General features: G+C 42.2%; 21 protein-coding genes. 4 read left to right on the top strand and 17 right to left on the bottom strand.

Translation table 11 applies throughout. From position 1 onward, the window contains the following. Positions 1-87: 87 nt before the first annotated feature. Positions 88-1,167, top strand: coding sequence for a PD-(D/E)XK nuclease family transposase (locus DWW43_RS02055; RefSeq protein ID WP_119962569.1), 1,080 nt, complete (start codon positions 88-90; stop codon positions 1,165-1,167). Positions 1,168-1,386: 219 nt separating this feature from the next. On the opposite strand, the gene DWW43_RS02050 is transcribed toward DWW43_RS02055, so the two are convergent. The 9 genes from DWW43_RS02050 to DWW43_RS02005 form a co-directional block, all read right to left on the bottom strand. Next, positions 1,387-1,698 (bottom strand): AzlD domain-containing protein, encoded by a 312-nt coding sequence (locus tag DWW43_RS02050; protein ID WP_008402346.1) that lies wholly within the window; start codon positions 1,696-1,698, stop codon positions 1,387-1,389. Beyond that, the gene (locus DWW43_RS02045) at positions 1,691-2,431 is read right to left on the bottom strand and encodes an AzlC family ABC transporter permease (RefSeq protein ID WP_008402345.1); all 741 of its coding nucleotides are present in this window, start codon (positions 2,429-2,431) and stop codon (positions 1,691-1,693) included. The genes DWW43_RS02050 and DWW43_RS02045 overlap by 8 nt, the downstream gene beginning before the upstream one ends. Before the next feature lie 27 nt (positions 2,432-2,458). After that, on the bottom strand, positions 2,459-3,079 hold the full coding sequence (locus tag DWW43_RS02040) for a GDSL-type esterase/lipase family protein (protein WP_008402344.1): 621 nt from the start codon (positions 3,077-3,079) through the stop codon (positions 2,459-2,461). 646 nt (positions 3,080-3,725) lie between these two features. Continuing rightward, positions 3,726-5,630 carry an ABC transporter ATP-binding protein gene (locus DWW43_RS02035; RefSeq protein WP_044945930.1) on the bottom strand — a complete coding sequence of 635 codons (1,905 nt, stop codon included), beginning with the start codon at positions 5,628-5,630 and terminating at the stop codon, positions 3,726-3,728. Between the two features lie 13 nt (positions 5,631-5,643). Beyond that, entirely contained in the window at positions 5,644-7,395 is a 1,752-nt protein-coding gene (locus DWW43_RS02030; protein ID WP_008402341.1) for an ABC transporter ATP-binding protein, read from the bottom strand. Between the two features lie 17 nt (positions 7,396-7,412). Further along, entirely contained in the window at positions 7,413-7,877 is a 465-nt protein-coding gene (locus DWW43_RS02025; protein WP_008402340.1) for a MarR family transcriptional regulator, read from the bottom strand. Between the two features lie 452 nt (positions 7,878-8,329). Next, a complete protein-coding gene (locus DWW43_RS02020) occupies positions 8,330-9,034 on the bottom strand; it encodes a response regulator transcription factor (RefSeq protein WP_008402338.1) in 705 nt (234 codons plus the stop codon). Continuing rightward, positions 9,027-10,091, bottom strand: coding sequence for a DUF4118 domain-containing protein (locus tag DWW43_RS02015; RefSeq protein ID WP_119962567.1), 1,065 nt, complete (start codon positions 10,089-10,091; stop codon positions 9,027-9,029). Before DWW43_RS02015 ends, DWW43_RS02020 begins: the two co-directional genes overlap by 8 nt. Before the next feature lie 486 nt (positions 10,092-10,577). Next, positions 10,578-11,921 (bottom strand): hypothetical protein, encoded by a 1,344-nt coding sequence (locus tag DWW43_RS02005; protein WP_119962565.1) that lies wholly within the window; start codon positions 11,919-11,921, stop codon positions 10,578-10,580. A 150-nt stretch (positions 11,922-12,071) separates the two neighbouring features. On the opposite strand from DWW43_RS02005, the gene DWW43_RS02000 reads away from it, so the two are divergent. Further along, positions 12,072-12,800 (top strand): LytTR family DNA-binding domain-containing protein, encoded by a 729-nt coding sequence (locus DWW43_RS02000; protein WP_008402335.1) that lies wholly within the window; start codon positions 12,072-12,074, stop codon positions 12,798-12,800. A 476-nt stretch (positions 12,801-13,276) separates the two neighbouring features. Here the strand turns inward: DWW43_RS02000 and DWW43_RS01995 are convergent, their stop codons facing one another. Next, the gene (locus DWW43_RS01995; protein ID WP_008402334.1) at positions 13,277-14,005 is read right to left on the bottom strand and encodes an ATP-binding protein; all 729 of its coding nucleotides are present in this window, start codon (positions 14,003-14,005) and stop codon (positions 13,277-13,279) included. 278 nt (positions 14,006-14,283) lie between these two features. Between DWW43_RS01995 and DWW43_RS01990 the strand changes: the two genes are divergently transcribed. Both DWW43_RS01990 and DWW43_RS01985 read left to right on the top strand, forming a co-directional pair. Further along, positions 14,284-14,724 carry a MarR family transcriptional regulator gene (locus DWW43_RS01990; protein ID WP_119962564.1) on the top strand — a complete coding sequence of 147 codons (441 nt, stop codon included), beginning with the start codon at positions 14,284-14,286 and terminating at the stop codon, positions 14,722-14,724. Positions 14,725-14,846: 122 nt separating this feature from the next. Continuing rightward, the gene (locus DWW43_RS01985; RefSeq protein WP_243104372.1) at positions 14,847-16,343 is read left to right on the top strand and encodes an MATE family efflux transporter; all 1,497 of its coding nucleotides are present in this window, start codon (positions 14,847-14,849) and stop codon (positions 16,341-16,343) included. A 78-nt stretch (positions 16,344-16,421) separates the two neighbouring features. On the opposite strand, the gene DWW43_RS01980 is transcribed toward DWW43_RS01985, so the two are convergent. The 7 genes from DWW43_RS01980 to DWW43_RS01950 form a co-directional block, all read right to left on the bottom strand. After that, positions 16,422-17,786 carry an MATE family efflux transporter gene (locus tag DWW43_RS01980; protein WP_119962563.1) on the bottom strand — a complete coding sequence of 455 codons (1,365 nt, stop codon included), beginning with the start codon at positions 17,784-17,786 and terminating at the stop codon, positions 16,422-16,424. A 148-nt stretch (positions 17,787-17,934) separates the two neighbouring features. Further along, positions 17,935-18,960 (bottom strand): aldo/keto reductase, encoded by a 1,026-nt coding sequence (locus tag DWW43_RS01975; RefSeq protein ID WP_119962562.1) that lies wholly within the window; start codon positions 18,958-18,960, stop codon positions 17,935-17,937. Positions 18,961-19,072: 112 nt separating this feature from the next. Beyond that, entirely contained in the window at positions 19,073-20,089 is a 1,017-nt protein-coding gene (gene galE, locus DWW43_RS01970) for a UDP-glucose 4-epimerase GalE (RefSeq protein ID WP_008402329.1), read from the bottom strand. Between the two features lie 170 nt (positions 20,090-20,259). Next, the gene (locus DWW43_RS01965) at positions 20,260-21,102 is read right to left on the bottom strand and encodes a TIGR03915 family putative DNA repair protein (RefSeq protein ID WP_119962561.1); all 843 of its coding nucleotides are present in this window, start codon (positions 21,100-21,102) and stop codon (positions 20,260-20,262) included. Between the two features lie 107 nt (positions 21,103-21,209). Next, positions 21,210-22,673: a putative DNA modification/repair radical SAM protein gene (locus DWW43_RS01960; protein WP_119962560.1), complete on the bottom strand. Its 1,464-nt coding sequence runs from the start codon at positions 22,671-22,673 to the stop codon at positions 21,210-21,212. 744 nt (positions 22,674-23,417) lie between these two features. After that, complete coding sequence (locus tag DWW43_RS01955) at positions 23,418-23,969, bottom strand: hypothetical protein (protein WP_119962559.1); 552 nt, start codon at positions 23,967-23,969, stop codon at positions 23,418-23,420. A 74-nt stretch (positions 23,970-24,043) separates the two neighbouring features. Beyond that, positions 24,044-24,625 (bottom strand): xanthine phosphoribosyltransferase, encoded by a 582-nt coding sequence (locus DWW43_RS01950; RefSeq protein WP_119962558.1) that lies wholly within the window; start codon positions 24,623-24,625, stop codon positions 24,044-24,046. Positions 24,626-24,716: the final 91 nt, after the last annotated feature.

The following is a 24,716-nucleotide window of genomic DNA, read 5'->3' as shown; positions in this document are numbered from 1 at the left end:
TTATTACATTTATGAACTTTTCTCTTTTATTTCTGATATGGTGGTTTTGTCGACAAATCAGGTACCGGAAATTAAGAGGAATAATCAATGTATAATCCCAACGAAGATAGCAATAATATTGCACCTACCACGGCACGCAAATCCGCGTCAGTAGATATCCGTCAAATTTTCCCAGCTCGGAAAAAAGATGACTTTTTAAAAGATTTACAAAAAGATGTCAATACCTTTAGCAAATATCTGGATTTGAACAATGAATGGCGAAATAGATTTGAAGAATTTATGGGAGGAAATAAATCTCTTCCTTTAACCTATGATCCATTCTTTAAAGCACTGTTTAACCCTGATTTCTATCCCGGACGACTATCTCATTTGCTTAGCAGCATCATAGGAATTAACGTTACCGTTCAAAGCGTTCTATCGCAGGAAAATCGTTTACTGCCAACTTCACCATTATTAATTATGGATATCATCGTACAGTTGGAAGATGGCTCTATTGCAAATGTAGAGATCCAGAAAATACATTATGCATTTTCTGGCGAGCGCATGTCTTGTTATTCGTCCGATCTTCTTCTCCGTCAATATACACGAGTCAAGGGAGAAAAAGGAGATCAATTCACCTATCACGATATCAAGACTGTATACACAATCGTCATGTTTGAAGACAGTCCACCCGAATGCAAATCTTCTGATATTTTTATACATCATGGAAAAACAATTTTTAACACAGGCATTGATCTTCATCTTTTGCAGGAATACTATGTTGTCGCCCTTGACGTATTTAAAAATAACAAGTATGCTAAAGAAAAGAATGCACTTAATGCATGGTTAGCTCTGCTAACAGCTGATTCTATAAATGACCTTGCTACACTAATATCCGACTATCCCTGGATGGAAAAGATCTGTCGGGATATGTCCGAATACTTATATCGTCCAAAGGAGGTTATCGGTATGTATTCACAAGCCTTAGCAAAAGCAGATGAAAATACTGTTAATTATATGATTGAACAGATGAAGAAAACATTGGAAGAAAAAGATGCCACAATATCTGAGAAGGACGCTGCTTTATCTGAAAAAGATGCTGCTTTGTCCGAGAAGGATGCCGCTTTGTCCGAAAAGGATGCCGAAATTGCTGCATTACAGGCTAAACTTGCTGCGTTAGAACACTAATGCGCAAGTTCATCAACATAATTATTTTTACATAATAATCCCCCGCTATAATACTTATTCATTGACATATTCTTAGAATAGATAACCCCATCACAAAATAGAGGGGCTGTCAACAATGTGATCGTATAAAACAAAGTAATTTCGTTACAACGGATACTACAAAAAAGGGCTGCCGCACTAAGTGATTGGTGCGACAGCCCTTTTTTTCGGTGTCATTGCTCATAATAACATATACACAATCGTACTGCCTATGATGCTGACAAATGTATTCTTTTTCCACACATGAAGAACGACACAAACTGCGGCTGCGATCAACTTCTTATAGCCGCCGCTTAAGAATTCGGTCGGTACTTCCCTCAGGCAGTACACGATCAACACCGCCATGATGGTTGCCGGAAGGATTCGTCCGAGATACCGGATTTTCTCAGGGATTTGTTTTCTTTTTCCAAGAATGGTAAATGGGAGTGCCCGCATAAATAAAGTAGCTGCCGCCGACACAAGAATACAGATCAATACATATCGATCATTCATGAGCTTCCACCTTTCTTTCACAGATCAGCAACAGACCTGATACCAGAATCAAAGTTGGAAGAAGGAAATAATCTTTTCCTATTAACAAAAGCAACAGCACACCTCCGATAAACCCGGCAAGTGCCGGCAAATGCACTTTCACACTTCTCCATTGATCGATCGCGATCGTAATAAATAACGCTGTCATACAGAAATCGATTCCCTCTAATTTCACCGGAAGGATCTGACCGAGTATGCCGCCAAGCACAGCGCCCACCATCCAGGATATACGACTGAATAATGCCACATAAAACATAATATCAAATCTACGTTTCCGGTCATTTGCCTTCTCTGCGTTACGATCTCTTATCACCTCAGAAGACAGCATGGAACAATTGACGGCATATGTCTCATCCGTCATTGTGTGTACCATATATGGATAACGCTTACCCATTTTCTTGAAATCTTCAACAAATGTCAGTCCATAAAAGAACTGCCTGCTATTCATAAACAACGCAGTAAGTGCGATCGTGAGAATCGATGCCCCACTGCTTAAGAATGTTACCAGCACAAACTGAAATGCACCGGTATATACCGTCAGGCTGGTAAACAGCGACCAGAGCCAGGACAGTCCTGCTTCCTGCATCGTGAGTCCGTATGCCATACTGACAAAGAGATAACTTCCGGTGATCGGCAGAGCCTTCACAAATGCCTGTTTTAATACTTCTTTTCTGTCTACAGTCTCCCCAGCCATAATTTCTCTCTGTACTCCTTACTCACATTACAAAATCTCTGAAATCTTTTCCAGTACCGCTTCCGCCAGCGCCTTGTGTCCTTCTTCATCCATGTGCTCCTGATCCCGTTCCGATGGTACGGCATAATCAGAAGCCGCCAGATAATATAGTCCTTCTTCTTCCGCAATCTGCCGGTAAATCTCCGGCAGCTCTTTGGACACCTGTACAGAATTCTTTCCAAATTCCGGATCAAATCCATCCCAGACCTTCTCGCCCAGTGCGATTGGTGACATCAGAAGGATCTTTGCTGCTGGCGCACCATCCCGGATCTGTCGCACCAGCTTACGAATACCCAGTCCGATGCTACCTGCCGTTGCACCATAAAATGTCTTACAGTCATTTGTTCCAAGCATTAAAATGATCAGATCTTCCGGCTTATGGGTTTCTAATATGATCGGAAGGAGTTCACTGCCACGTCTGCCCGGACGAAGCGGATCGTCAAATACTGTAGTTCTGCCACACAGCCCTTCCTCCTGTACAATATATCCCTTTTCCATCAGTCCGGTTCCTACGATTCCGGTCCATCTGGTATCCCAGTCATAGCGTTCTGCCGTTCCCGGCACATAACCATATGTGTTTGAATCACCAAAGCATAATACCTGTCGCATGGCATTTCCTCCTTCTTATATTTTACTAATGCCGTAACGTAATATCATCATGTTTGAACACTTTCGGCATTACCAATCAGAGGACGCTTCCGCTCGTTTCGTCCTGCAACGGTACTAAGCTGCCGCTTACAGCGCCACCTAAGGACCGGCGGACTCAAATGCCTCTGTCTTGGTAATCCGAAGTGTTCAAACTTAATACAATTTTTGTTTCTGCGCATCATTATCTTACTATTCCTATTCGGAATGTATGAATTATATAACAAATTCCAACTAAAATACAATACATAAATATTAGAATTCGTTATAACTTTCTCTTATAGCAAACCTAGTCATGCTATAATCAATACGCTATCCACCATTTACCGCCTGCCTAAAAATAGCAAAAAACTCTACTGCTTCCTAGGGCTGGGTATTATGCTTATTATAAAATAATATTGCGAGATTTCGTTGTTGCCGGATCAGAGTAAGCTACACTAACCTCAAACTACGCTAACGCTCGTCTTCACTAAGTGCTCCGCTCAACCGAACGCGAGTTAGCACAGGAGTATTTACGAATCAGGCATATGCAGTGAACAGAAATCGCAGCACGTTATTTATAATAAGAGCAACTACCAGAGACAGGTAACAGTAGAGTTTTTACTATTTATCACTCCAATTCAAATGCTCCGGTATAAAGCTGGTAATAGGTTCCTTTCTTTGCGATCAGATCCTCATGTGTACCACGTTCAATGACTGCGCCATGATCCAGTACCATGATAACATCCGAATTCTTAACTGTAGACAAACGATGTGCAATGACAAATACGGTTCTGCCTTCCATCAGCCGGTCCATTCCCTGCTGAACCATCGCCTCCGTTCTTGTATCGATCGAGGAGGTTGCTTCATCCAATATCATAACCGGCGGATTGGATACGGCTGCTCTTGCGATCGAGATCAACTGCCGCTGTCCCTGTGACAATCCGCTTCCATCTCCGGCAAGCACCGTGTCATAACCATTTGGCAGCATCATAATGAAATTATGCGCATTCGCAAGCTTGGCGGCTGCAATACATTCCTCATCCGTGGCATTTGGATTTCCATATTTCAGGTTCTCCATAACCGTTCCGGTAAACAGATTGACCTCCTGTAATACGATACCGAGAGATGCCCGCAGATCCTTCTTGCGGATCTTATTAATATTGATTCCGTCATACCGGATCTTACCATCGTCTATATCATAGAAACGATTGATCAGATTGGTGATCGTCGTTTTTCCTGCTCCGGTAGCACCTACAAATGCGATCTTCTGACCCGGTTTCGCATAGAGCGTCACATCACGCAGAATCTGTTTGTCCGGATTGTAGCTGAAATCCACATGATCCAGAACGATATCGCCCTCTAATCTCTGGTAAGTAAGACTGCCATCCTCATGTGGATGCTTCCATGCCCAGATTCCGGTTCGTTCTTTCACTTCCACCAGCTCACCATTTTCCTCTTTGACATTTGCAAGTGTTACATAACCATTATCCACTTCCGGTTCTTCATCGATCAGCTTAAAGATACGTTCCGCGCCTGCAAGTGCCGTTACGATCGCATTAAACTGATTCGAAAGCTGTGAGATCGGATTGGTAAAGTTCTTCGACAACGTAAGGAAGGATGCGATCATACCAAGAGTGGCTGTATTCGTTCCGACCAGCGTCAGATTCGTTGCACCGGAGATCGCAAGCCATGCTCCAACAACCGCTACAACTACATACTGCACATAACCAAGTGCATTCATCATCGGCATCATTCCGCTTGCATAACCATTTGCACTGGCTGCTGCCTGCTGCCATTCCTGATTCTTTTTCTGGAAATCTTCTCTGGCTTTCTCTTCGTGGCAGAATACCTTAACAACCTTCTGGCCATTGACCATTTCCTCGATATAACCATCTAATGCACCAAGTGTCTGCTGCTGTTTTATAAAATAAAATCCACTCTTGCCACCGATGACCTTCACCAGCTTCATGATAAAGAACAGCATCACGACAACGATCAGTGTCAGATAAATGCTCTGATATAACATACAGCAGAATACCGCAACAACCGTACATATCGATGAGATCATCTGTGAAAGGGACTGTGCGATCATCTGGCGGAGCGTATCAGTATCGTTGGTATAGCAGCTCATGATATCTCCGTGTGTATGCGTATCAAAATAACGGATTGGCAGGCTCTGCATCTTCTCGAACATCTCATCTCGTATGGTTTTCAGAGTTCCCTGTGCGATCCCTACCATCAGGTAGTTATAAAACCATGTAGAAAATACACCGATCAGGTAAATAACGCCTACCATGCAAAGTGCCTTGATCAGCCCGGTATAGACCGGATGATCCATTGCAAGGATCGGGATGATATAATCATCGATCAGTATCTCGATAAACATTGCCGACGCTACACTTGCAAGTGCACTTAAGATAATACAGATAAATACAACAACCAGCGTCTTCTTATATGCTCCGATATAGGACAGCAGCCGTTTGGCTGTATTTTTATTGACCCTGCTGCCCTGCTCTCTGTCGGGTGCGTTCATCTGTTTCTTCTGTTTACTCATCCTGACCGCCTCCCTTCTGCTGTGATTCATATACTTCTCTGTAGATCGGACTCTTTACGATCAATTCTTCATGCGTACCTACATCCATGATCTTACCATCATCCAATACCACGATCTTATCTGCGTGCTGAACAGAGGAAATTCTCTGCGCAATGATGATCTTGGTCGTGTCCGGCAGGTATTCGGCAAATGCTTTCTGGATCATCGCATCGGTCTTTGTATCAACCGCACTGGTCGAATCATCGAGGATCAATATCTTCGGTTTCTTAAGAAGTGCCCGCGCAATACAAAGACGCTGCTTCTGTCCACCGGAGACATTTGTTCCACCCTGTTCAATATAGGTATCATATCCATCCGGCATCGCCTCAACGAATTCATCCGCGCAGGCAAGACGGCAGGCTTCTTTTACTTCTTCATCCGTCGCCTGTTCATTTCCCCAGCGGAGGTTCTCTTTTATCGTCCCTGAAAACAGTTCATTCTTCTGAAGAACCATTGCAACTGCATCACGAAGCACCTGCAGGTCATATTTGCGGACATCCACGCCACCGACCATAAGTGTTCCGCCTGTCACATCATACAGACGAGGGATCAACTGGACAAAGGAAGACTTCGATGAACCGGTTCCACCGATAATACCAACAGTCTCACCGGATCGGATCTTAAGATCTGCTCCGTCAATAACTTTCTTATCTGCCCGTTTGCTGTAAGAGAAATCCACATGATCATACACGATCGAACCATCTGCAACAGTCTGAACCGGGTTCTCCGGATTCTGTATCGTAGTTGTCTCCTCAAGCACCTCAACGATACGTTCCGTTGAAGATCTGGATATCATGATCATGACAAATACCATTGATAACATCATAAGTGCCATCAATATCTGCATCGCATATGTGATAAGTGCAGTCAACTTACCGGTCGTAAGTCCAAGTGCTTCGTTATTTCCGCTTGCCACAATGGCTTTTGCACCGATCCATGAAATTGCGATCATACATCCATACATGAAGAACTGCATCAAAGGAGAGTTAAATGCCAGGATTCTTTCTGCCTTTACAAAATCCTTATAGATATCACCTGATGCATGTTTGAATTTGCCGATCTCGGCTTCCTGCGAATTAAAGGATTTGACAACCCGCATTCCCTTTACATTTTCCTGAACGATATTATTTAAACCGTCATATTTGTGGAATACCCGTTCGAAGATCGGGTGTACCTTGGTTGCTATAAATATCAGACCGAATCCCATAAATGGAATAACGATCAGGAATATCCATGCCAGTTTTGCATTGATCGTAAAGGAAACGATCACGGAAAAGATCAGCATGATCGGTCCTCTGACTGCAATACGAATGATCATCTGATATGCGTTCTGAATATTCGTTACGTCTGTGGTCAGTCTTGTTACGATAGATGAAGTGGAAAACTTATCTATGTTAGAAAATGAAAATGTCTGGACATTATCATAGATATCCTGTCGCAGATTTGCGGAAAATCCTGCTGACGCTTTCGCACCGAGAACTGCTGCAAGCACACCTGTTAAAAGCTGTAAGGCTGCAAGCACAATCAGCCATGTTCCATCCTTTACGACAATACTCATCTTTCCACCTTCGATACCAAAATCCAACAGATCAGACATACAAAGTGGAATTAAAATCTCAAATACTACTTCAATTGCTGCACAGAATATCGTAAGCAGTGTCGGCTTCTTATATTCCCGCAAACTTTTTAATAATTTTCTGATCATACGTCCTCCTTCTTTCTTTATCTGATATTTTCATATAATTTTTCAAGCAGCTTTTTCGCCTGCGCCACCTCATTCTCTGAAAAAGAATGAAGCAGTCTCTGTTCCGCAGCTCTCCTGCCTTCATACATTTTATTGAGCAGTTTTTCAGCTTCACAGGTGCTGCATACCATCTTATTTCGTTTGTTATTCTCATCCAGATGACAGTTCAGATAACCTTTCTTTTCCAGACGGTTCACGATGCCGACAACTGTCGGATGCGCTACATCCAGAAATACCTCGATCTCCTTCTGTGTCACCATTCCACCATTCCAGTACACATATTCAATCACTCTTGCCTGTGAACTGGTCAGATCCACGTCACATAAATATGCGTCAAATCCGGCCTTCAGCTTATCATTGATCCGCTTAATATAATAACCGATGTCCTTCTCCGGACCACACGGCAGCTTTCGATCTGCATCCATATCCTTTTCCTGTTCCATTACGGTTCCTTTCTTTTATTTACAGCTATGTATAATTTTCGGAAAATGCTCTTACATTTAATGTTATATAGCTTGCATATCTTATACATACTATACATCTTTTTTCATGTGTAGCACGCTACATTTTAGTTCAAAAAAAAGAATGTGTCAACACCACTTCCTGTATTTTATATTAAAAAAACATAAAATCTTTCTCTTATAGTCAATTATCTACTTATACAAAAAACTCTACAGCACTCGGTCACGGGGATGGTGCTTGTTATAAAATAACATTGCGAGATTTCGTTGTGAACTGCACATTGCCGGTAAATACGAGTGCTTGTCCGTGTGAAGCGAGTTAGCACAGGAGTATTTACGAATAGGGCAATGTCCAGAGAACAGAAATCGCAGCACGTTATTTATAACAAGCGCCATCCCCGTGACCGAATGCTGTAGAGTTTCAGAATTCTTTTCTATGAATCGCACATCCGGTATCCGACCCCTAATTCATTCGTTATGTAATTCTCCTTACCGGGAACTGCACCGAACTTCTTTCGGATATTCGCCATATTCACCTGCAGCTTCTTCCGGCTTCCCGAATCATTATATCCCCAGATCTCGTTGATGATAAAACTGTAGGTCAGCATCTTACCTGCATGCTCGGATAACAACGCTACAATATTATATTCTGTCTGTGTCAGCTTCACTTCATTTCCGGCGATCGTAACCAGTCTTGCATCATAATTGATAACCAGCTCTCCAACCTCGAACCTTCCACCCGGCCGCAATCCGTCCTCTGCCCGATGCGTAGCGATACGGAGTGCTGAACGTACCCTTGCTACCAGTTCATTTGAACTGAATGGCTTGGTTACATAATCATTTGCACCCTCATTGAGTGCCTCTACTTTATCCCTCTCATCAGAACGTGCCGATAAAACGATGATCGGTGTAAATGATGATTGCCGCACTTCCCTTAAAAATGTCATTCCATCCCGATCCGGCAATCCCAGATCCAGAATGACCAGATCAGGACGATGGGATGCAAACATCATCTGTCCCCCCCGACAGGAATATGCGGAAACAGCCTGATATCCATTTGCTTCCATCAGCGCACTGATCAGATTATTAATATGTTCTTCGTCTTCAATTATCAATATCTTATATCTGTTATTAATCATTCTCAGTTTCCTCCATATCCAATGTAAACCGCACAACAGCACCGCCATCCTGCAGATTCTCCGCAGAGATCTCACCACCATGGGCTTTTACGATCGTGGTACATACCGACAATCCGATCCCTGCATTTTTCTTACTGCTGTCAAGTCCTGATTCACCATAAACCAGCTTCCCTGCAAATATATCCTTTACCTTGTCAACCGGAATACCACATCCGTTGTCCCGGATCTCAAATACTGCAAAATGCCCACTCGTATATACACGAAGCCCAAGCTTACTCATTCCCTCTGCATGCTGAACTGCATTTTCTAATAGATTCAGGATCAACTGCTCGACTAAGATCGCATCCATCGGAATCATGATCAGTTCATCCGGAATGTCAATCTCAACATTCTGATCTTCATACCGTTTATTGAACTTAACCAGGACAGAATCTAACAGCTCATCCAGCGCGATCGGGATCTTAATGATCTTAACATTTTTTCCATCCAGTCTGGTAATCGATAACATATTCTCAACCATTCGTGACAGCCATTGCGCATCCTGTTTGATTCCGCGAAGCATACTTTTCTTCTGCTCCTCCGTAAATTCATTCTTGTCATCTAACATTGCAGAGCTTGCACCATAAATCGTTGTAAGCGGTGTCCGAAAATCATGGGATACGGATCGGAGCAGGTTTGCCCGCATCTTCTCCTGCTCACTCTCTGCCTTTAACTGTTCCTGACTCTTCAGCTTATTTGTAAATCCGCAGGTAATAACTGCAATAGCTATCATGATAACGGCAGAGATCATATTTTCCGGAATCGTAAAATTAATCTTAAAATAAGGAAATGTAAATGCATAATTTACCGCCAGAATGCTGATGACAGATGCGACCGCACCATATAAGAAACCATCTGTGACAACGGATACCAGAAATACATCCAACAGAAAAATAGAGGGTATCAAAGTCTGATTTCCCCACTCCTTCTGCATAAACAGGGACAACAAAAATCCACATACCAATATCGCTGCCGTAATTAAAAAATTCTTTGTAAAATTCAGGAATCTGTTCATCATTTTCTCCGCTGTATCTTTTTGTAATCTGTTATAACAATCGTATCCATTTCAATCAATTTTGACAAGCATTATTATATATGCATATTCTAAACTGTCACAATATATATTGTAGCACGTTTTACGGTTAAGGCATGGTAAAAGGCTAAAAAAAGAAGACCTGATACCTGCGTTTCTCGGTACAACTATCAGATCTTCCTTCATCCGTTCCAATGTATGCTTTTCATATTTTGCAACCATAATCTACTGCACTCATTCTGAGTTTCCACAATCTTGCAGCAAGGAGAGCTGATTGGGCTGAAAAATATATGTCCTCTCTGACATAAATGCATATATTATGAACTTTCCCACTCAATAATATATCGGTTTTCGATATATCTATGAAGTTATTATATCAAAACATTTATCAGATACAATAAACCTGTCGTAATCTGCAATGTTTCCGTCGTAATCGACATATTTCTACAAATTCCGGATACGGGTCTCTGCTCATGCGGTCAGATACAGATGAGATTCTTTCCTGTTATTCCACTGGAATCCCTCATGCCGCTCCATAATAAACTGGATGATCTGCTTATTATTCCGTATCTCCTTTCTGTTATCTGAATTCATCTCAATACCCTTCATGCGAAGTCCGATACCCTTAAGCACAACCTGAATATTTCCATCTGAGGATTCCGATGGTGCGATCTGAATCCGAAGTGTCCGGGGCAATGACTCTGATATGGAATCCTGCTTATTCTCTCCCTGATCTTCATTCAACAAAATAACATTATGTACCATCCGCTCGATCAGATATCCCATGTCGAGTTCTACATTTGTATCAATCTGAATTTCTTCTGCTGCAACTTCCGGATGAATACCTGCACCCTCACAGACAGATGTAACATTATTTAATGCCAGATTCAGGATTGAATGATCTGTGTATTTTATATACTCCTTCTGTTTTCCCGGTTTCAGATCCTCCTGTAACTGTCTGATCTGCTCCTGTTCCTTCCGGACATCTCCTGCCAGATCAAGTATATGCACATAATTATACAGATCATGCTTGATATCCCGCAGCCTGTTGTAATCAGCCAGAAGCTTCTCATAATCCTCTTTCTGCTGCTTCATCTTTGCTTCCAGAAAACGTATCATTTTTCTTTGATAGCTATTATATACGATCGTATACAGATGATACGTAACTATAAAAGCAGATGCCCAGATTCCCAGTGCTATAAACTGTGACATCAGATTAACCTCTTTTACCATAGTCACAAAATACACGACCAACATCATATATCCGGTTCCAACAGCCAGAATCCACACCATGCTTCTGGCAAATGATTGTCTCCGGAACTTCCCGTATGGCATAAATGTCCGCATAAACCAGACTTCAATGATCGTTCCTATGCCCTCACGCAAGGCTTCTACCCCAAGCCAGACAAGCAATGCCTTTGCACTGTATAATACCGGTGTATCATTATATGCATATCCAAACAGCTCCTCGATCACTGCTGACATCGTCACCGTAACAAGATCAAATGTCATAATACCCACCATAAATGATACCAAATTTATAACCATGCGCTCTTTACGGTATAATACGACACCTACAAGCATCATCGCAAATCCAAAAGTATAGACGATGGTGCGAAACCATACCGGTGCATCAAGCTGTATACTTGTATTTATTAAAACGCGGAGGAAAAACATATTTAAAATATTCAATCCCAGATAGATCCGGTCTCTTCTTCCACGATCCATTCCCATATAAGCACCCAGATAAATATTAAATTGTAATGCCGTGATCAGGGCTGCTCCGAGCACCTGCAGGAATGTCCATATGTTCATTTATTATCTCACCTTCTATGTTCCGGCCACTGTATCCCGCATCCATTTTCTGACTTTTTTCTTGTCTTATATTAACAAATTTACTATAATATTACCAGTTAATTAGAAATAATTCTTCTTGGGAATTACTATTTGCAGGGGGCAACAAATATGGACTTAAAACTTTTATTATGCGATGATTCGGATTTACAATTAAAAGAAACAACAACCTTCGTACATTCCTGTCTGAATACTTACACAGCATTTACATCCGTGATCAATCCTTACAAACCGGAAGAACTAAAGAAGTTGCTTGAAAATGATATGCTCGACTATGATATTGCCATTTTAGATATTGAGATGGGCGAATTAAATGGTATCGACCTCGCTTCTGCGATCAACCAGCGATGCCCGCAATGTGCAGTTATTTTTCTTACCAGCCATACCGATTATATCTCTGACTCTTATGAAGTCCGTCATATATATTATGTTACGAAGGATTCCATACAAAGATATCTGCCAAAAGCCCTCGATAAAGCAGTCCGGCTTACTGTCGAACGCAAGACTCGATTTCTGGATATTACTTCCAATCGCAAACGCTATACACTCCCCTGCGATTCGATCACATATATCGAACGAATCGGGCGGGAGATCATTATCTATACAAATGAACAAAAATCGTACAAAGTATACGAATCCATTCAGGCTGTAAGTAAGCGTCTTCCTGCCTGTTTCTCACAATGCCACAGTTCTTTTGTGGTGAATCTTGAATATGTTAAAAATGCCGCCTCACAGGAGATTGAACTGACTGACGGTGTTAAACTGCCTGTCGGCAGGCGTTACGCCAAGCCGATCAAAGCCGCCTACCTGAAATACATTTCCGAGCACGCTATGTTGTAAACTAACGACAAGACAACTATATGACATGCGCTTGTATCCATTCATGCCGCAGAACACTCCCGTTCTATTCTCACTATCTAGTTGCTTTCATATGTTTCAGAAAATAAAATTCTGCAAATAACAATATTTCTGATAAAAAAGGGAATACTTGATTTTAACCGGAGCATATGATATATTGTGTTTAGGCAAAAACGATATTAACAGTCCGTAAGGGCAACAAAAAAGCCATGAGATGCCACTCATGGCTTTTTCTATTCCGTTTCGGCAAAGGTGGCTTAAACCTTAGGCTGGTTGCCGATTATTTGTCTCCGTCCAACCATTTGCATATGTAGTAGGCAACTACACTTGCCATAACAGAGATAATAAACGATACTAACACTTCCGTAAGTCAACCCCCCTTTCTGTGCCTATATAGGGGTGGCAACGGATTTAGTATATCACAGATGAAACTCTTTTACGAACAAAAAAGATGCCATTTACAACATAACCGCGACTTCGAAGGTATCGCCCTTGTCGGTAAACTCGACCGTGCCATCGTATTTGGCGACGATCTGACGGATAATCCGGACACCCCTGCCATGGTTTTCTGCATCGAGTTTTGTTGTATGGAATTGATTTTCTGTAACAGAAATCTCCGTTCTTTTGGAATTTTCAATGGTAACAAAGAAGTTGCTTCCACGATTCAATATCGATATATGTATGTATCTTTTATTTTTCCCATTTATATCCTGTGCCGGTACAGACTCGGCTGCTTCTATCGCATTGTCTAACAGATTGGCAAACAGACGGATCTTGTCGACATCTTCCATCTGAATCTCCGGTAAACCGGTCGGGATATTATAGGTAAATGCGATCTGTTTTTCTGTTGCAAGATCCCGCTTATCTGAGATCGTGCAGTCAAGGATCGTGTCATTTGTCACAATCATCTGTCTGATCTGTTCGATCTCCTTCTTCTTTTTTTCTATATATCCTTTGGTGTCTTTCTGTTCTCTGATCAGTTCATTGATCTCATTTGAAATCTCATATATCTTTTTATTGGTATCCTCGATCGTCTTCATATGCGTATACGAAGACTGAATACTTCTTGTAAACTGTTGTCTTTTCTTTTTCAGCTTTTTTGCTGAAATGATATTGTAGATCAGCGATCCTATAAGCGCAATTACTACTGCTATAATTATCCATGTTTTCTCGTTTATCTGCGGCATATTATCCTCTGATTATCCTATTTCTATATGTAACTCTGCAATACAGGTGATCCGGTATGCAATAAAATTTTATACTTAGCTATCCTATCTGTGCGTACAAATTTTAGTATATCTATTATTTTTTCTCTGTCAATAATATTTTTGCCTTTAGATTTTGTCCCAGATAACACCCTGACTGCGTTTTCCTCTTTCTATAAAAATTATATATATGGGTTGACTCTTTCATTTTTGAAGTTATAATAGTTCTAAAAAGAACTTTATGAAAATGAGGAATACATATGACTATTCAACCGCCATCCAATATTTTTGATATGACAAAAAGTCTGATGAAGCTTCAGGAAAAATATCTTGAAAGCATCCGGACAGACTATAAGCTTTCACGGATTGAAGTTATCATCATTACTTTTTTACACAATAATCCGGCACATGATACTGCCAGAGATATCGTAGAGTTTCGTATGCTGCAGCGTGGAAATGTATCCACAGCCATTGATTCTCTCACCGACAAAGGCTATCTGACCAGACATCCGGACACAAATGATAAACGAATCATTCATCTGAAGCTCTCCGATAGATCAATTCCTGTTATACATGCGATCGAGAAAAAGCAGGACGAACTGATCTCCTGCATCTTTGAAGGTTTTTCAGATGACGAAAAGAAGAATTTTGCATCCTATAACAAGCGTTTGTATGACAACGTGTTATCACATTTAAAATAATATGATCACAACACTGCTGCCTGAATACCGGGCAGTTCGGACAATACTATATTCAGGCAAGCTCATATCGCAATTAACTTTTATACAATATAAAACATCAATCAAAGGAACGAGGAATATACATGAAGAAACAAACACAAACCTACAGCATAACCGATTCTCCAAACAACACATCAAAAGCTTCACCACCAACCGGCGAAGAATCCATATCGAAAAACATCAGGGACAACCAACCGAACCGAATTGTTCACAACTCAAGCTCATCCGACCGGGAATTTCTGGCAAAAGAACCGATCGGCAAATTACTGGCAAAGCTCGCACTTCCTACAGTCGCCGCACAGATGATCAATATGCTGTATAACATCGTTGATCGTATTTACATCGGTCATATCCCACAAAACGGTTCACTGGCACTTACCGGTGTCGGTGTCTGTATGCCCCTTATCATGATCATCTCCGCTTTCGCGGCTCTGGTCGGAAATGGCGGTGCTCCACGAGCTACCATCTATATGGGCAAAAATAAAAAAGACGATGCCGAGAAAATCCTCGGTAACTGTTTTACCATGCAGATCATCTTATCCGTTATACTGACTGCTGTTCTTCTGATCTGGAATCGCGACCTGCTTCTGGCATTCGGTGCAAGTAAGAATACCATTAACTATGCAACCTCATATATGAATATCTACGCCATCGGCACAATCTTTGTACAGCTCACTCTGGGTATGAATGCATTTATCACTGCACAGGGCTTCGCCAAAGAAGGTATGTTGTCCGTACTGATCGGTGCGATCGCGAATATCATCTTAGACCCGATCTTTATCTTTGCGCTTCATATGGGAGTAAAAGGCGCGGCCCTTGCAACGATCATTTCTCAGGGTTGTTCCTGCATCTGGGTCTTAAGCTTCCTCTTCGGCAAGCGGACAACTCTCCGCATCCGTGTGAAAAACCTCGGTTTGCAGGCCTCCTATATCCTGCCATGTCTGGCACTCGGTTCTGCCGTCTTTATCATGCAGGGAAGTGAAAGTATCATATCCGTGTGCTTCAACTCCTCCCTTCTGAAATATGGCGGAGATATGGCCGTCGGTGCTATGACGATCCTTACCAGCGTCATGCAGTTCGCCATGCTCCCACTTCAGGGACTTGGCCAGGGTGCTCAGCCGATCATCAGTTATAACTATGGTGCAAAAAATGCATCCAGAGTAAAGGATGCATTCAAACTTCTGCTGAAGGTCAGCCTGACATATTCTGTTTTATTATGGCTTTGCATTATATGTTTTCCTCAGGTTTTTGCATCCATCTTTACCCCGGATACAGCCCTGATCACATTTACCAAGGATGCACTTAGATACTACCTTGCGGTTATGTTCTTATTTGGAATCCAGATCTCCTGCCAAATGACATTCAATGCTCTCGGCAACGCTCCGGCATCCATCATCGTTGCGATCATGCGTAAATTCGTCCTGTTGATCCCATTGGTCTTCATTATGCCGCATATCTACACCGCAGATAAGACAATGGCTGTCTACATGGCAGAACCGATCGCGGACCTGATCGCCGTAACCTTCACCGCCATCCTGTTCTTCTTCCAGTTCAGAAAGGCACTACGAGAGATCGAGTAAATAATTCTATCAGATAAAATGACCGGATAATCATATCCTGTTCTTACAGGCATTTGACTATCCGGTCGTTTATATTTTTCATCGAGCTTTTTCATGCTTTAATTCAGGCAACACCGTGGCACACATTGTAAAGAAGCTGGCACATCCGCCGATCAGATTTGAAACCGGCTCTGCCCAGAATACACCATCCACTCCAAGATTCCCAATTTTCGGAAGCAGAATGGTAAGTGGCACTACGATAAATGCCTTCCGAAGCAGAGAAAAGAAGGTAGCCTTTTTTGCCTTTCCAAGCGCAAGGAACACACTCTGTCCGGTAAACTGCAATGCCATAAAACAAAATCCAAAGAAATATATATGTAATGCCGGAACCCCTTTTGCGATCAGTTCCGGTGAATGATTAAATATACGGATAAACGGCTCCGGGAACAATCTGAGAATGCCCCATGCCGCAAAAGTATAGGTTACGCATAATATAGTCAGGAAACGGATGGCTTTCCGTACCTTCTCATATGCCCCTTCTCCATAATTAAAGCTCATGACCGGAGATGCACCATTTGTAATACCCATAACCGGAAGTGTACAGATATCCCGCACGGAATTCAATACGGTCATAACGCCCACATAGATATCCCCACCATAGACCTGAAGTGTCGCATTACATACAACCTGTACCAGACTGTTTGTAAATGCCATGATAAAGCTGGATACTCCCAGACTGATGATCCGCAAAACCCGTTTCCACTGCAGCCACATACAGCTCCATTTCAAATGAAGCACTGCCCGTTTTCCGGTCAGGAATACAAGTACCCATACTGTCGAGCAAAACTGAGAAATGATCGTCGCAATAGCCGCTCCTCTTACTCCCAGATTTAAAGTAAAGATAAATATAGGATCCAGTATTATATTTAAAACTGCTCCGATCAGAACCGATATCATCCCTGTATTTCCAAAGCCCTGACTGTTGATAAACGGATTCATTCCTACCGATACCATGACAAATACCGTTCCCAGCAGATAGATCCGAATATAGGAGCCTGCATATGGGAATGTATCATCACTTGCACCAAACAGATAAAGAATCGGCTTATAAAAGATCAGCCCGATAATCGTCAATACAATCCCTGTTCCGATCAATAACGTAAAAGCATTTCCCATCAGATGCTCTGCTTCTTCATCATTACCCTTACCGCGTTCCATGGAACAAAGCGGTGCACCTCCATTTCCATACAGATAGGTAAAGGCGGTGATCAGTGAAATGATCGGAAAGCACAGACCTACCCCTGTCAGTGCAGTTGTACCGACTTCCGGGATCCGCCCGATGTAGATCCTGTCAACCACGTTATATAAAAGATTAAGTAGCTGTGCCAGGATCATTGGTACAGCTACTTCTATAATATTTCTATATACATTTCCACTTGAGAAATCTGTCTGATGTGCCTGCAATACCGTCTTCCTCTTTCAAAATAACATACAATATGATCCGTTCTGTTCCGTCAATACTTTCAAAAGCATTGTCTGTCAGAAAATACTTTTCAGAACTGTCTTTTATATTATATTCTTTTTTGAAGTGAAGTCAAATAACACTTATCCTCTATGCGTGATAAAGGTTGACCGCCTTTTCGATCAGTGCCAGTTCCTCTGCTTCCATCTCGGTTGTTCTCTGCTTCTCAGCAGCCTTCAGATTACTGAGTATCTGTTCCGGCTTCGATGCACCGATCAAAACAGTTGTAACCTCCGGTTTGTTCAGCAGCCATGCAATCGCAAGCTCTGACAAGCTCATATTATAGCCTGCTGCAATATCATTTAACTCTGTCAGAAGCGGACGCATCGATACGACCTGATCCTCATGAAGGAACCGTCCGTCTCTTGCCACCCGGCTGTCCTTTGGAATATTCTGCAGATATTTATCGGTTAACATCCCCTGTGCCAGTGGAGAAAAGCAGATCAGTCCTCTTCCGGATGCATATGTCTGCTTCAGTAGTCCGTTCTTCTCAACTGTCCGATCCAGAATATTGTAACGATTCTGATTGATGATAAACGGACAATGCAGTTCATCCAGAATCCGCTCTGCTTTCGCCATCGTCGGGCCGTCATAATTCGACAGACCTACATATAAAGCCTTACCGCTTCTTACGATCTGTGCAAGCGCTTCCATCGTTTCTTCTAACGGTGTGTTCGGGTCCATGCGATGGTGATAGAAGATATCTACATATGGAAGTCCCATTCTCTTTAAGCTCTGATCCAGACTCGCAATCAGGTATTTGCGGCTGCCCCAGTTGCCATAAGGACCTTCCCACATATCAAATCCTGCTTTTGTACTGATCACCATCTCGTCTCTGTAAGCACTCATTTCTTCCCGGAGGATTCTGCCGAAATTTTCCTCTGCGCTTCCATATATCGGACCGTAATTATTTGCCAGATCGAAATGTGTGATTCCGTGATCAAATGCGGTAAAGCACATCTGTTTCATATTCTCATAATTATCTACACTACCGAAATTATGCCATAGACCAAGTGCGATCGGAGGAAGCATCAGACCACTTTTACCGCAATGGCGGTAAAAATCCGTTCCTTCTGTCTCTGTATATCTGGTCTTTGAAGCTGCATATTCTGCCATATAAACGAACCCCTTTCTATCTTAAACAAACAGGCAATTGTATCTTCTCTATGCCCTGTATTCCGGCACGTTTACAATTGCCTGTCTGTTACTTATTTACTGAATATTTTCATTATGCACCATAGCCATCCGGATTCATGCTCTGCCATCTCCATGAATCTGCGCACATCTCATCGATTCCGTATTCTGCTTCCCAGCCAAGTTCTTTCTTAGCAAGAGTTGCATCAGAATAACAGGTTGCGATATCACCTGCACGACGAGGCTTGATCTCATAAGGGATTTTCTTACCGCACGCCTTCTCAAATGCCTTAACAACATCTAAAACGCTGTATCCTTTTCCTGTACCCAGATTGTAAATCTTTACACCCGGATTCTCTTTGATCTTATTGATCGCTTTTACATGACCCTTGGCAAGATCTACAACATGAATGTAATCTCTGACACCTGTTCCGTCCGGTGTATCATAGTCATCGCCGAATACACCAAGACAAGGAAGCTTTCCTACCGCTACCTGTGCTACATAAGGAAGCAGGTTGTTTGGAATACCCTTTGGATCTTCTCCGATCAGTCCACTCTTATGTGCTCCGATTGGATTGAAGTAACGAAGCAGGATTACATTCCATTCCGGATCTGCTGTGTGGATATCTGTCAGGATCTGCTCAAGCATATGCTTGGTCCAGCCGTAAGGATTTGTGCAGACACCCTTTGGACATTCCTCTGTGATCGGAATAAATGCAGGATTGCCATATACGGTTGCAGATGATGAAAAGATAATGTTCTTGCATCCATTCTCGCGCATTGCCTTGCAAAGTGTTAATGTACCCGCGATGTTATTCTCATAATATTCGAGTGGCTTACGAACAGACTCACCAACTGCTTTTAAACCTGCAAAATGAATTACTGTATCCGGCTTTTCTTTTGCAAAGATTTCGTTCATTGCATCCAGATCACGGATATCCTTCTCATAAAATGTTACGTCTTTTCCTGTTATCTCTTTTATTCTTCCAATTACTTTCGGACTCGCATTATACAGATTGTCAACAACTACTACATCATATCCTGCTTCTAATAATTCAACGCAAGTATGACTTCCAATATAACCAGCACCACCTGTTACTAAAATCTTCATATCATAATCCTCCTGTAAAATAAATTCTTAACCTTCGGTTATCGCAACATTTATCGGTACCGGATTCTCTGTTACGATAACCACTATCATCATTATACACGAGAATAAAAACTAATCAATAGTTTTTGCTAAATTTTTACTAAAAGTTAGTAAATTTTATTCTTTTTTGTTTACTGCATGAATTCTACCGCATGCTTCCGCTTCCATATCGGCATCAGATTCCGCTGGCAGGTTGGATTCTTCCGCTGTTCAATCCCGATCGTATGAAAGAAGGTCTTCCAGAGTTCGGTATATTCATCCTTCAATAATTCCGTCTGTCGGAGCGTCTTTATTTCCTCATCGGACAACTCCCGCAAATACATCTTCTGAGCCTTTTCCTTCATATATCGGTTCTGTTCTGAAATCTCTCTTTCTCTATCTGCCTGCTTTTCCTGCTGCCCTGAGTAATGTTTTCCCGGATGGATCACCGCATACTTCCGGTTATCATCAAGGATCATAAAATATTCGTCCGGCATCCGGTCTGCAAAATGCTCTGCCACCTGATAGATCACATCATGCTTCGGTTCCAGATGACAGACATACACCTTATTATCAATCGAATTGAATCTGGCAAATTCCCGAAAATGATGAATCTCATTTCCAACTGCCCGCCGAATCTCCAGCATCCGGCTGACCGGAGGCTCTGCAAGCATCCCGATCACCCTTGGTCCTGCCTGAAATCCGATCCGCAAAAACCGGTAGATATCGTCCAGTACATCATCTTCCATCAGACAGGCATAATACACATCGATATATGCCTGCATCCCGATCTTATTTCGAACGGAACGCAGAACCTTTTCCGTCTTTTCTGCATCGGCATCCACATGGACATACTCGTCAAATAAAGTTGCCTGCACGATCGGCTCTGTCCGTAACCGCACCTTATCATGTCCGACCCGGAGTGCATAGACCCATGCATCATAGATGCAGGTCATCATATCTTCTAATTGATGTTTACAGGTAAATATCCTCATATTTACATTCTCCCATCTATATCCTCATCTATCTATAAAATCTATCCTGACAATATTTCTTCATACAATCGTCTATTCTTAAATAGAATTTTACATTTATCCACAAATCAATTCGGAACTCCAAATACTCCCTGAGCATCAAAAAAGGATAACTGCTTATATTCTTCTTCCTTATGCTCTACCTGCCAGTTTTCTTTTGCATGCTCGCCTATCAGTTGTCTGGTAATATACTGCTCTTCGATCGGTATCTTATACATCATCCGTCCTCCACAGGTAATAAAATAATGCGCCCGTTTCAACACCACGCCCATCTTCTTCAGATGGTCAAATTCCAGATGTCCGTACCGTCTCGCCTTTACAATCCTGCCTGCTGATTTCGGTCCTATCCCCGGCACCCGGAGCAGCGTATCATAAGAAGCTGTCTGCACTTCGATCGGGAACTGTTCCAGATGCCGGATAGCCCAGTCGCATTTCGGATCCATCCGGACATTAAAATTCGGTCGCTCCTCCGACAACAATTCATCTGCCTGAAATCCGTAAAACCGCAGCAGCCAGTCTGCCTGATACAGTCGGTGTTCTCTCAGAAGCGGAACCGGAGTCGCAAGAGACGGAAGTGCCGAGTCCTCATTTACCGGAATATAGGCGGAATAAAAGACACGTTTCAGATCATAGTTCTGGTATAACTTCTGTGTCGTCTGAACCAGCGTATAGTCGCTCTCATCGGATGCCCCAATGATCATCTGTGTACTCTGACCTGCCGGTGCAAATGTCCGCGGCTTCCATGTATCCCGAGTTGCCGGAGCAAAGGAAGCAGCTTTCTTCCAAAGAGAGCCGCCTCCATTACTCTGTGCTCCGGTCAGCCGTAACTGTTCTTTCCCGAATATACTTCCCGGCAGGTAACGATTCCCCAGACTGCGTTCCATTCTTGCATCTTTCCCTATCAGGGTTCTTGTCTCTGCGATCGTATCACGCACCTTCCCCATCGGAGTCATGATCGTCTGGAAGCTCTTATTCGGAGCAAGTTTCTTCAGGCTCTCCGCAGTCGGCAGCTCCAGATTCACACTGATGCGGTCGGCCAGAAATCCGGCAGCCGCAAGCAGTTCATCCGGTGCACCCGGAATCGTCTTTACATGAATATATCCGTTGAACCTGTATTTTGTACGAAGAAGCTGTAAAGTTATACAGATCTGCTCCATCGTGTATGCCGGATCACGGATCACACCGGAGCTTAAGAACAGCCCTTCTATATAATTCCTTTTATAAAATTCGATCGTCAGTTCACAGATCTCCTCCGGCGTAAAAGTGGCACGCTTGACATCATTCGATACTCGGTTCACGCAATACTTGCAGTCATAAATACAATGATTCGTCATCAGAATCTTGAGCAGAGAGATACAGCGTCCGTCTGATGCAAAGCTGTGACAGATTCCGCAGGATCGTGCATTTCCGAGCATTCCTTCCTTTCCTTTTCGATCCACACCGCTGGATGTACATGCCACATCATACTTCGCCGCATCCGCCAGTATATGTAATTTTTCCTGTATAGTTTTATTTGCTTGTATTTCGAACATATGTTTATTATAAGAACTTACGTTCGATTTTTCAAGTGGAAATTTTTGTTTTTTACATACGAAAAAGGCTTCCTGAAAGGATCCATGCAGCTAAATCAAACCTGTTCACTCAAATATTTATATCAAAATGAACAAGAGTATCATCTATTATTCCGCAAGACGCTTCCGCTCTACCTTCGACGTAATGGTACATAAGGCTACAAAATACGCAGCCTAAGTACCAACGCTCAGGCAGGCTTGCTTCACAATAATAATACTCTCGTCCATTTTTCTCAAAAACAATACTTTGCAAACAGGTTTGATATATCTGCAATATTAACAGGAAGCCTTTTTCTGTCTTTGTAATAAACTATATACATATTTCCACATTTAAAAATCAAACTGGTAATTGTTTCATATTGTGAAAATGTTACAGAATTGTTACAATTCCATTGTACTCGATCGATACATTTATAAATTACAACAGGAGGATTTTATTATGTGTATGAATTGTAACTGTTCAGATCTTTGGAATATGATCTGCAAATATCTAGGTTTAGGCTGTTAAATTATAAAAAAGGCTTCCCACTAATGTATGGGCTTATATCTTTATGGAACAGACCTTTTTTCACGTCGGTCCTTAGTGAACTGCGATAAGCAGTGAACTTAGTACCGTTATGTGAAAAATAGAACGCAAGTGTTCTGTGAAATAAAGGATATAGCCCATGCATCAGGGGGAAGCCTTTTTATTATTAAATATTTAAATTATTTCTTCTTATTCTTCAAGTCTGTCACCAGAATCATTGCTGCGCCGACTACCATAACGATCGCACCGATCAGCAGGAAGACGGTTCCATAGCCAAGGCTATAGACTATATCGCCATTGGCATTATTCTTGATCTGAACCATTGTATTGACCAGATCGATCATGATCACAGCCAGAGTCAGGATCGCTGTAAGTAACGTCCATTTTCTTGCATTTTTAAATACCATTATAATACTTGTGATCAATGCAAAAAATATAACAAGGATTCCGTCTCCACTCAGGAAATTGACGGATTCTGTTGTTCCATCCACAGTCGCCTGAACGAACGGCTGGAAGTTTGCCCATATCAGAAGCATCGCCATAAGTCCGATCAGAACTCTTCCGATCGCGACAGGTTTCGGTGTCTCCATCTTCTCATTTGCTACATTTGAAAACCGTTTGGAGATTCCTCCATAGGTCTTACTGTAATCCATAATGGATAAATCTTTCTCTCTGTGCTCTCCACTGCCGGAGGTTGTCTGCACAGAATCTTTCTCATTCTGTTCTGCCATAAAAAACTCCTTTAATTACTCCTCTGGGACAAGGCTACGATCGTGACACGATTTACAACCTTTGTCATTGCTTCCTACTGCTCCCGGAAAATGATATTTCCTGTCGCTGCATCCATCTCGTCTACAATTGCAAGGGATTCCAGATGATATCCCAGATTCCGGATGATCTGTCCGCCGGTCTGGAAGCCTTTTTCGATTACGATACCGATTCCCGCAACATTTGCACCGGCTGATGTCACGATAGAGATCAATCCCTGAAGCGCACAGCCATTTGCGAGAAAGTCATCAATGATCAGAACATTGTCATCCGGATTCAAGAACTTCTTTGACACGATAACCTGATTCTTACATTTGTGGGTAAAGGATTCTACCTCTGCCACATATACTTCACCTTCTATATTGATGCTTTTTGATTTCTTCGCAAAGATAACAGGCACATCAAACTGTCGCGCTGCCACACATGCAATCCCGATTCCGGATGCCTCAATCGTGAGGATCTTATTGATCGGCGTTCCTTCAAAACGCTTCTTAAATTCTTCACCGATCTGGTCAAATAACCGGATGTCCATCTGGTGATTCAAAAAGCTGTCAACCTTTAATACATTTCCGTCTTTTACAATTCCGTCTTTTACAATTCTTTCTTCTAAGAAATTCAACTGTAGTTCCTCCTTGAGATTGCTTTCGTCCTTAACAAACAATTAGTACAATCATACATCATTTCTCGACGAGATTCTACTGGAAATGTAT

This window comes from Clostridium sp. AF15-41 (assembly GCF_003604095.1).
Taxonomy (GTDB): Bacteria; Bacillota; Clostridia; order Lachnospirales; family Lachnospiraceae; genus Coprococcus.
The sequence above is the reverse complement of the archived record's forward strand: the minus strand, read 5'-3'. Positions and strand labels throughout refer to the sequence as shown.

Coding starts and splice junctions, on each gene's coding strand:
- DWW43_RS02055 (WP_119962569.1), top strand. CDS start 88: ATGTATAATCCCAACGAAGATAGCAATAATATTGCACCTACCACGGCA.
- DWW43_RS02000 (WP_008402335.1), top strand. CDS start 12,072: ATGGACTTAAAACTTTTATTATGCGATGATTCGGATTTACAATTAAAA.
- DWW43_RS02035 (WP_044945930.1), bottom strand. CDS start 5,630: ATGAACGCACCCGACAGAGAGCAGGGCAGCAGGGTCAATAAAAATACA.
- DWW43_RS01975 (WP_119962562.1), bottom strand. CDS start 18,960: ATGGCAGAATATGCAGCTTCAAAGACCAGATATACAGAGACAGAAGGA.
- DWW43_RS01965 (WP_119962561.1), bottom strand. CDS start 21,102: ATGAGGATATTTACCTGTAAACATCAATTAGAAGATATGATGACCTGC.
- DWW43_RS01990 (WP_119962564.1), top strand. CDS start 14,284: ATGACTATTCAACCGCCATCCAATATTTTTGATATGACAAAAAGTCTG.
- DWW43_RS01985 (WP_243104372.1), top strand. CDS start 14,847: ATGAAGAAACAAACACAAACCTACAGCATAACCGATTCTCCAAACAAC.
- DWW43_RS01960 (WP_119962560.1), bottom strand. CDS start 22,673: ATGTTCGAAATACAAGCAAATAAAACTATACAGGAAAAATTACATATA.
- DWW43_RS01995 (WP_008402334.1), bottom strand. CDS start 14,005: ATGCCGCAGATAAACGAGAAAACATGGATAATTATAGCAGTAGTAATT.
- galE (WP_008402329.1), bottom strand. CDS start 20,089: ATGAAGATTTTAGTAACAGGTGGTGCTGGTTATATTGGAAGTCATACT.
- DWW43_RS02005 (WP_119962565.1), bottom strand. CDS start 11,921: ATGAACATATGGACATTCCTGCAGGTGCTCGGAGCAGCCCTGATCACG.
- DWW43_RS02030 (WP_008402341.1), bottom strand. CDS start 7,395: ATGATCAGAAAATTATTAAAAAGTTTGCGGGAATATAAGAAGCCGACA.
- DWW43_RS02015 (WP_119962567.1), bottom strand. CDS start 10,091: ATGATGAACAGATTCCTGAATTTTACAAAGAATTTTTTAATTACGGCA.
- DWW43_RS02020 (WP_008402338.1), bottom strand. CDS start 9,034: ATGATTAATAACAGATATAAGATATTGATAATTGAAGACGAAGAACAT.
- DWW43_RS02045 (WP_008402345.1), bottom strand. CDS start 2,431: ATGGCTGGGGAGACTGTAGACAGAAAAGAAGTATTAAAACAGGCATTT.
- DWW43_RS02040 (WP_008402344.1), bottom strand. CDS start 3,079: ATGCGACAGGTATTATGCTTTGGTGATTCAAACACATATGGTTATGTG.
- DWW43_RS02025 (WP_008402340.1), bottom strand. CDS start 7,877: ATGGAACAGGAAAAGGATATGGATGCAGATCGAAAGCTGCCGTGTGGT.
- DWW43_RS01955 (WP_119962559.1), bottom strand. CDS start 23,969: ATGGCAGAACAGAATGAGAAAGATTCTGTGCAGACAACCTCCGGCAGT.
- DWW43_RS02050 (WP_008402346.1), bottom strand. CDS start 1,698: ATGAATGATCGATATGTATTGATCTGTATTCTTGTGTCGGCGGCAGCT.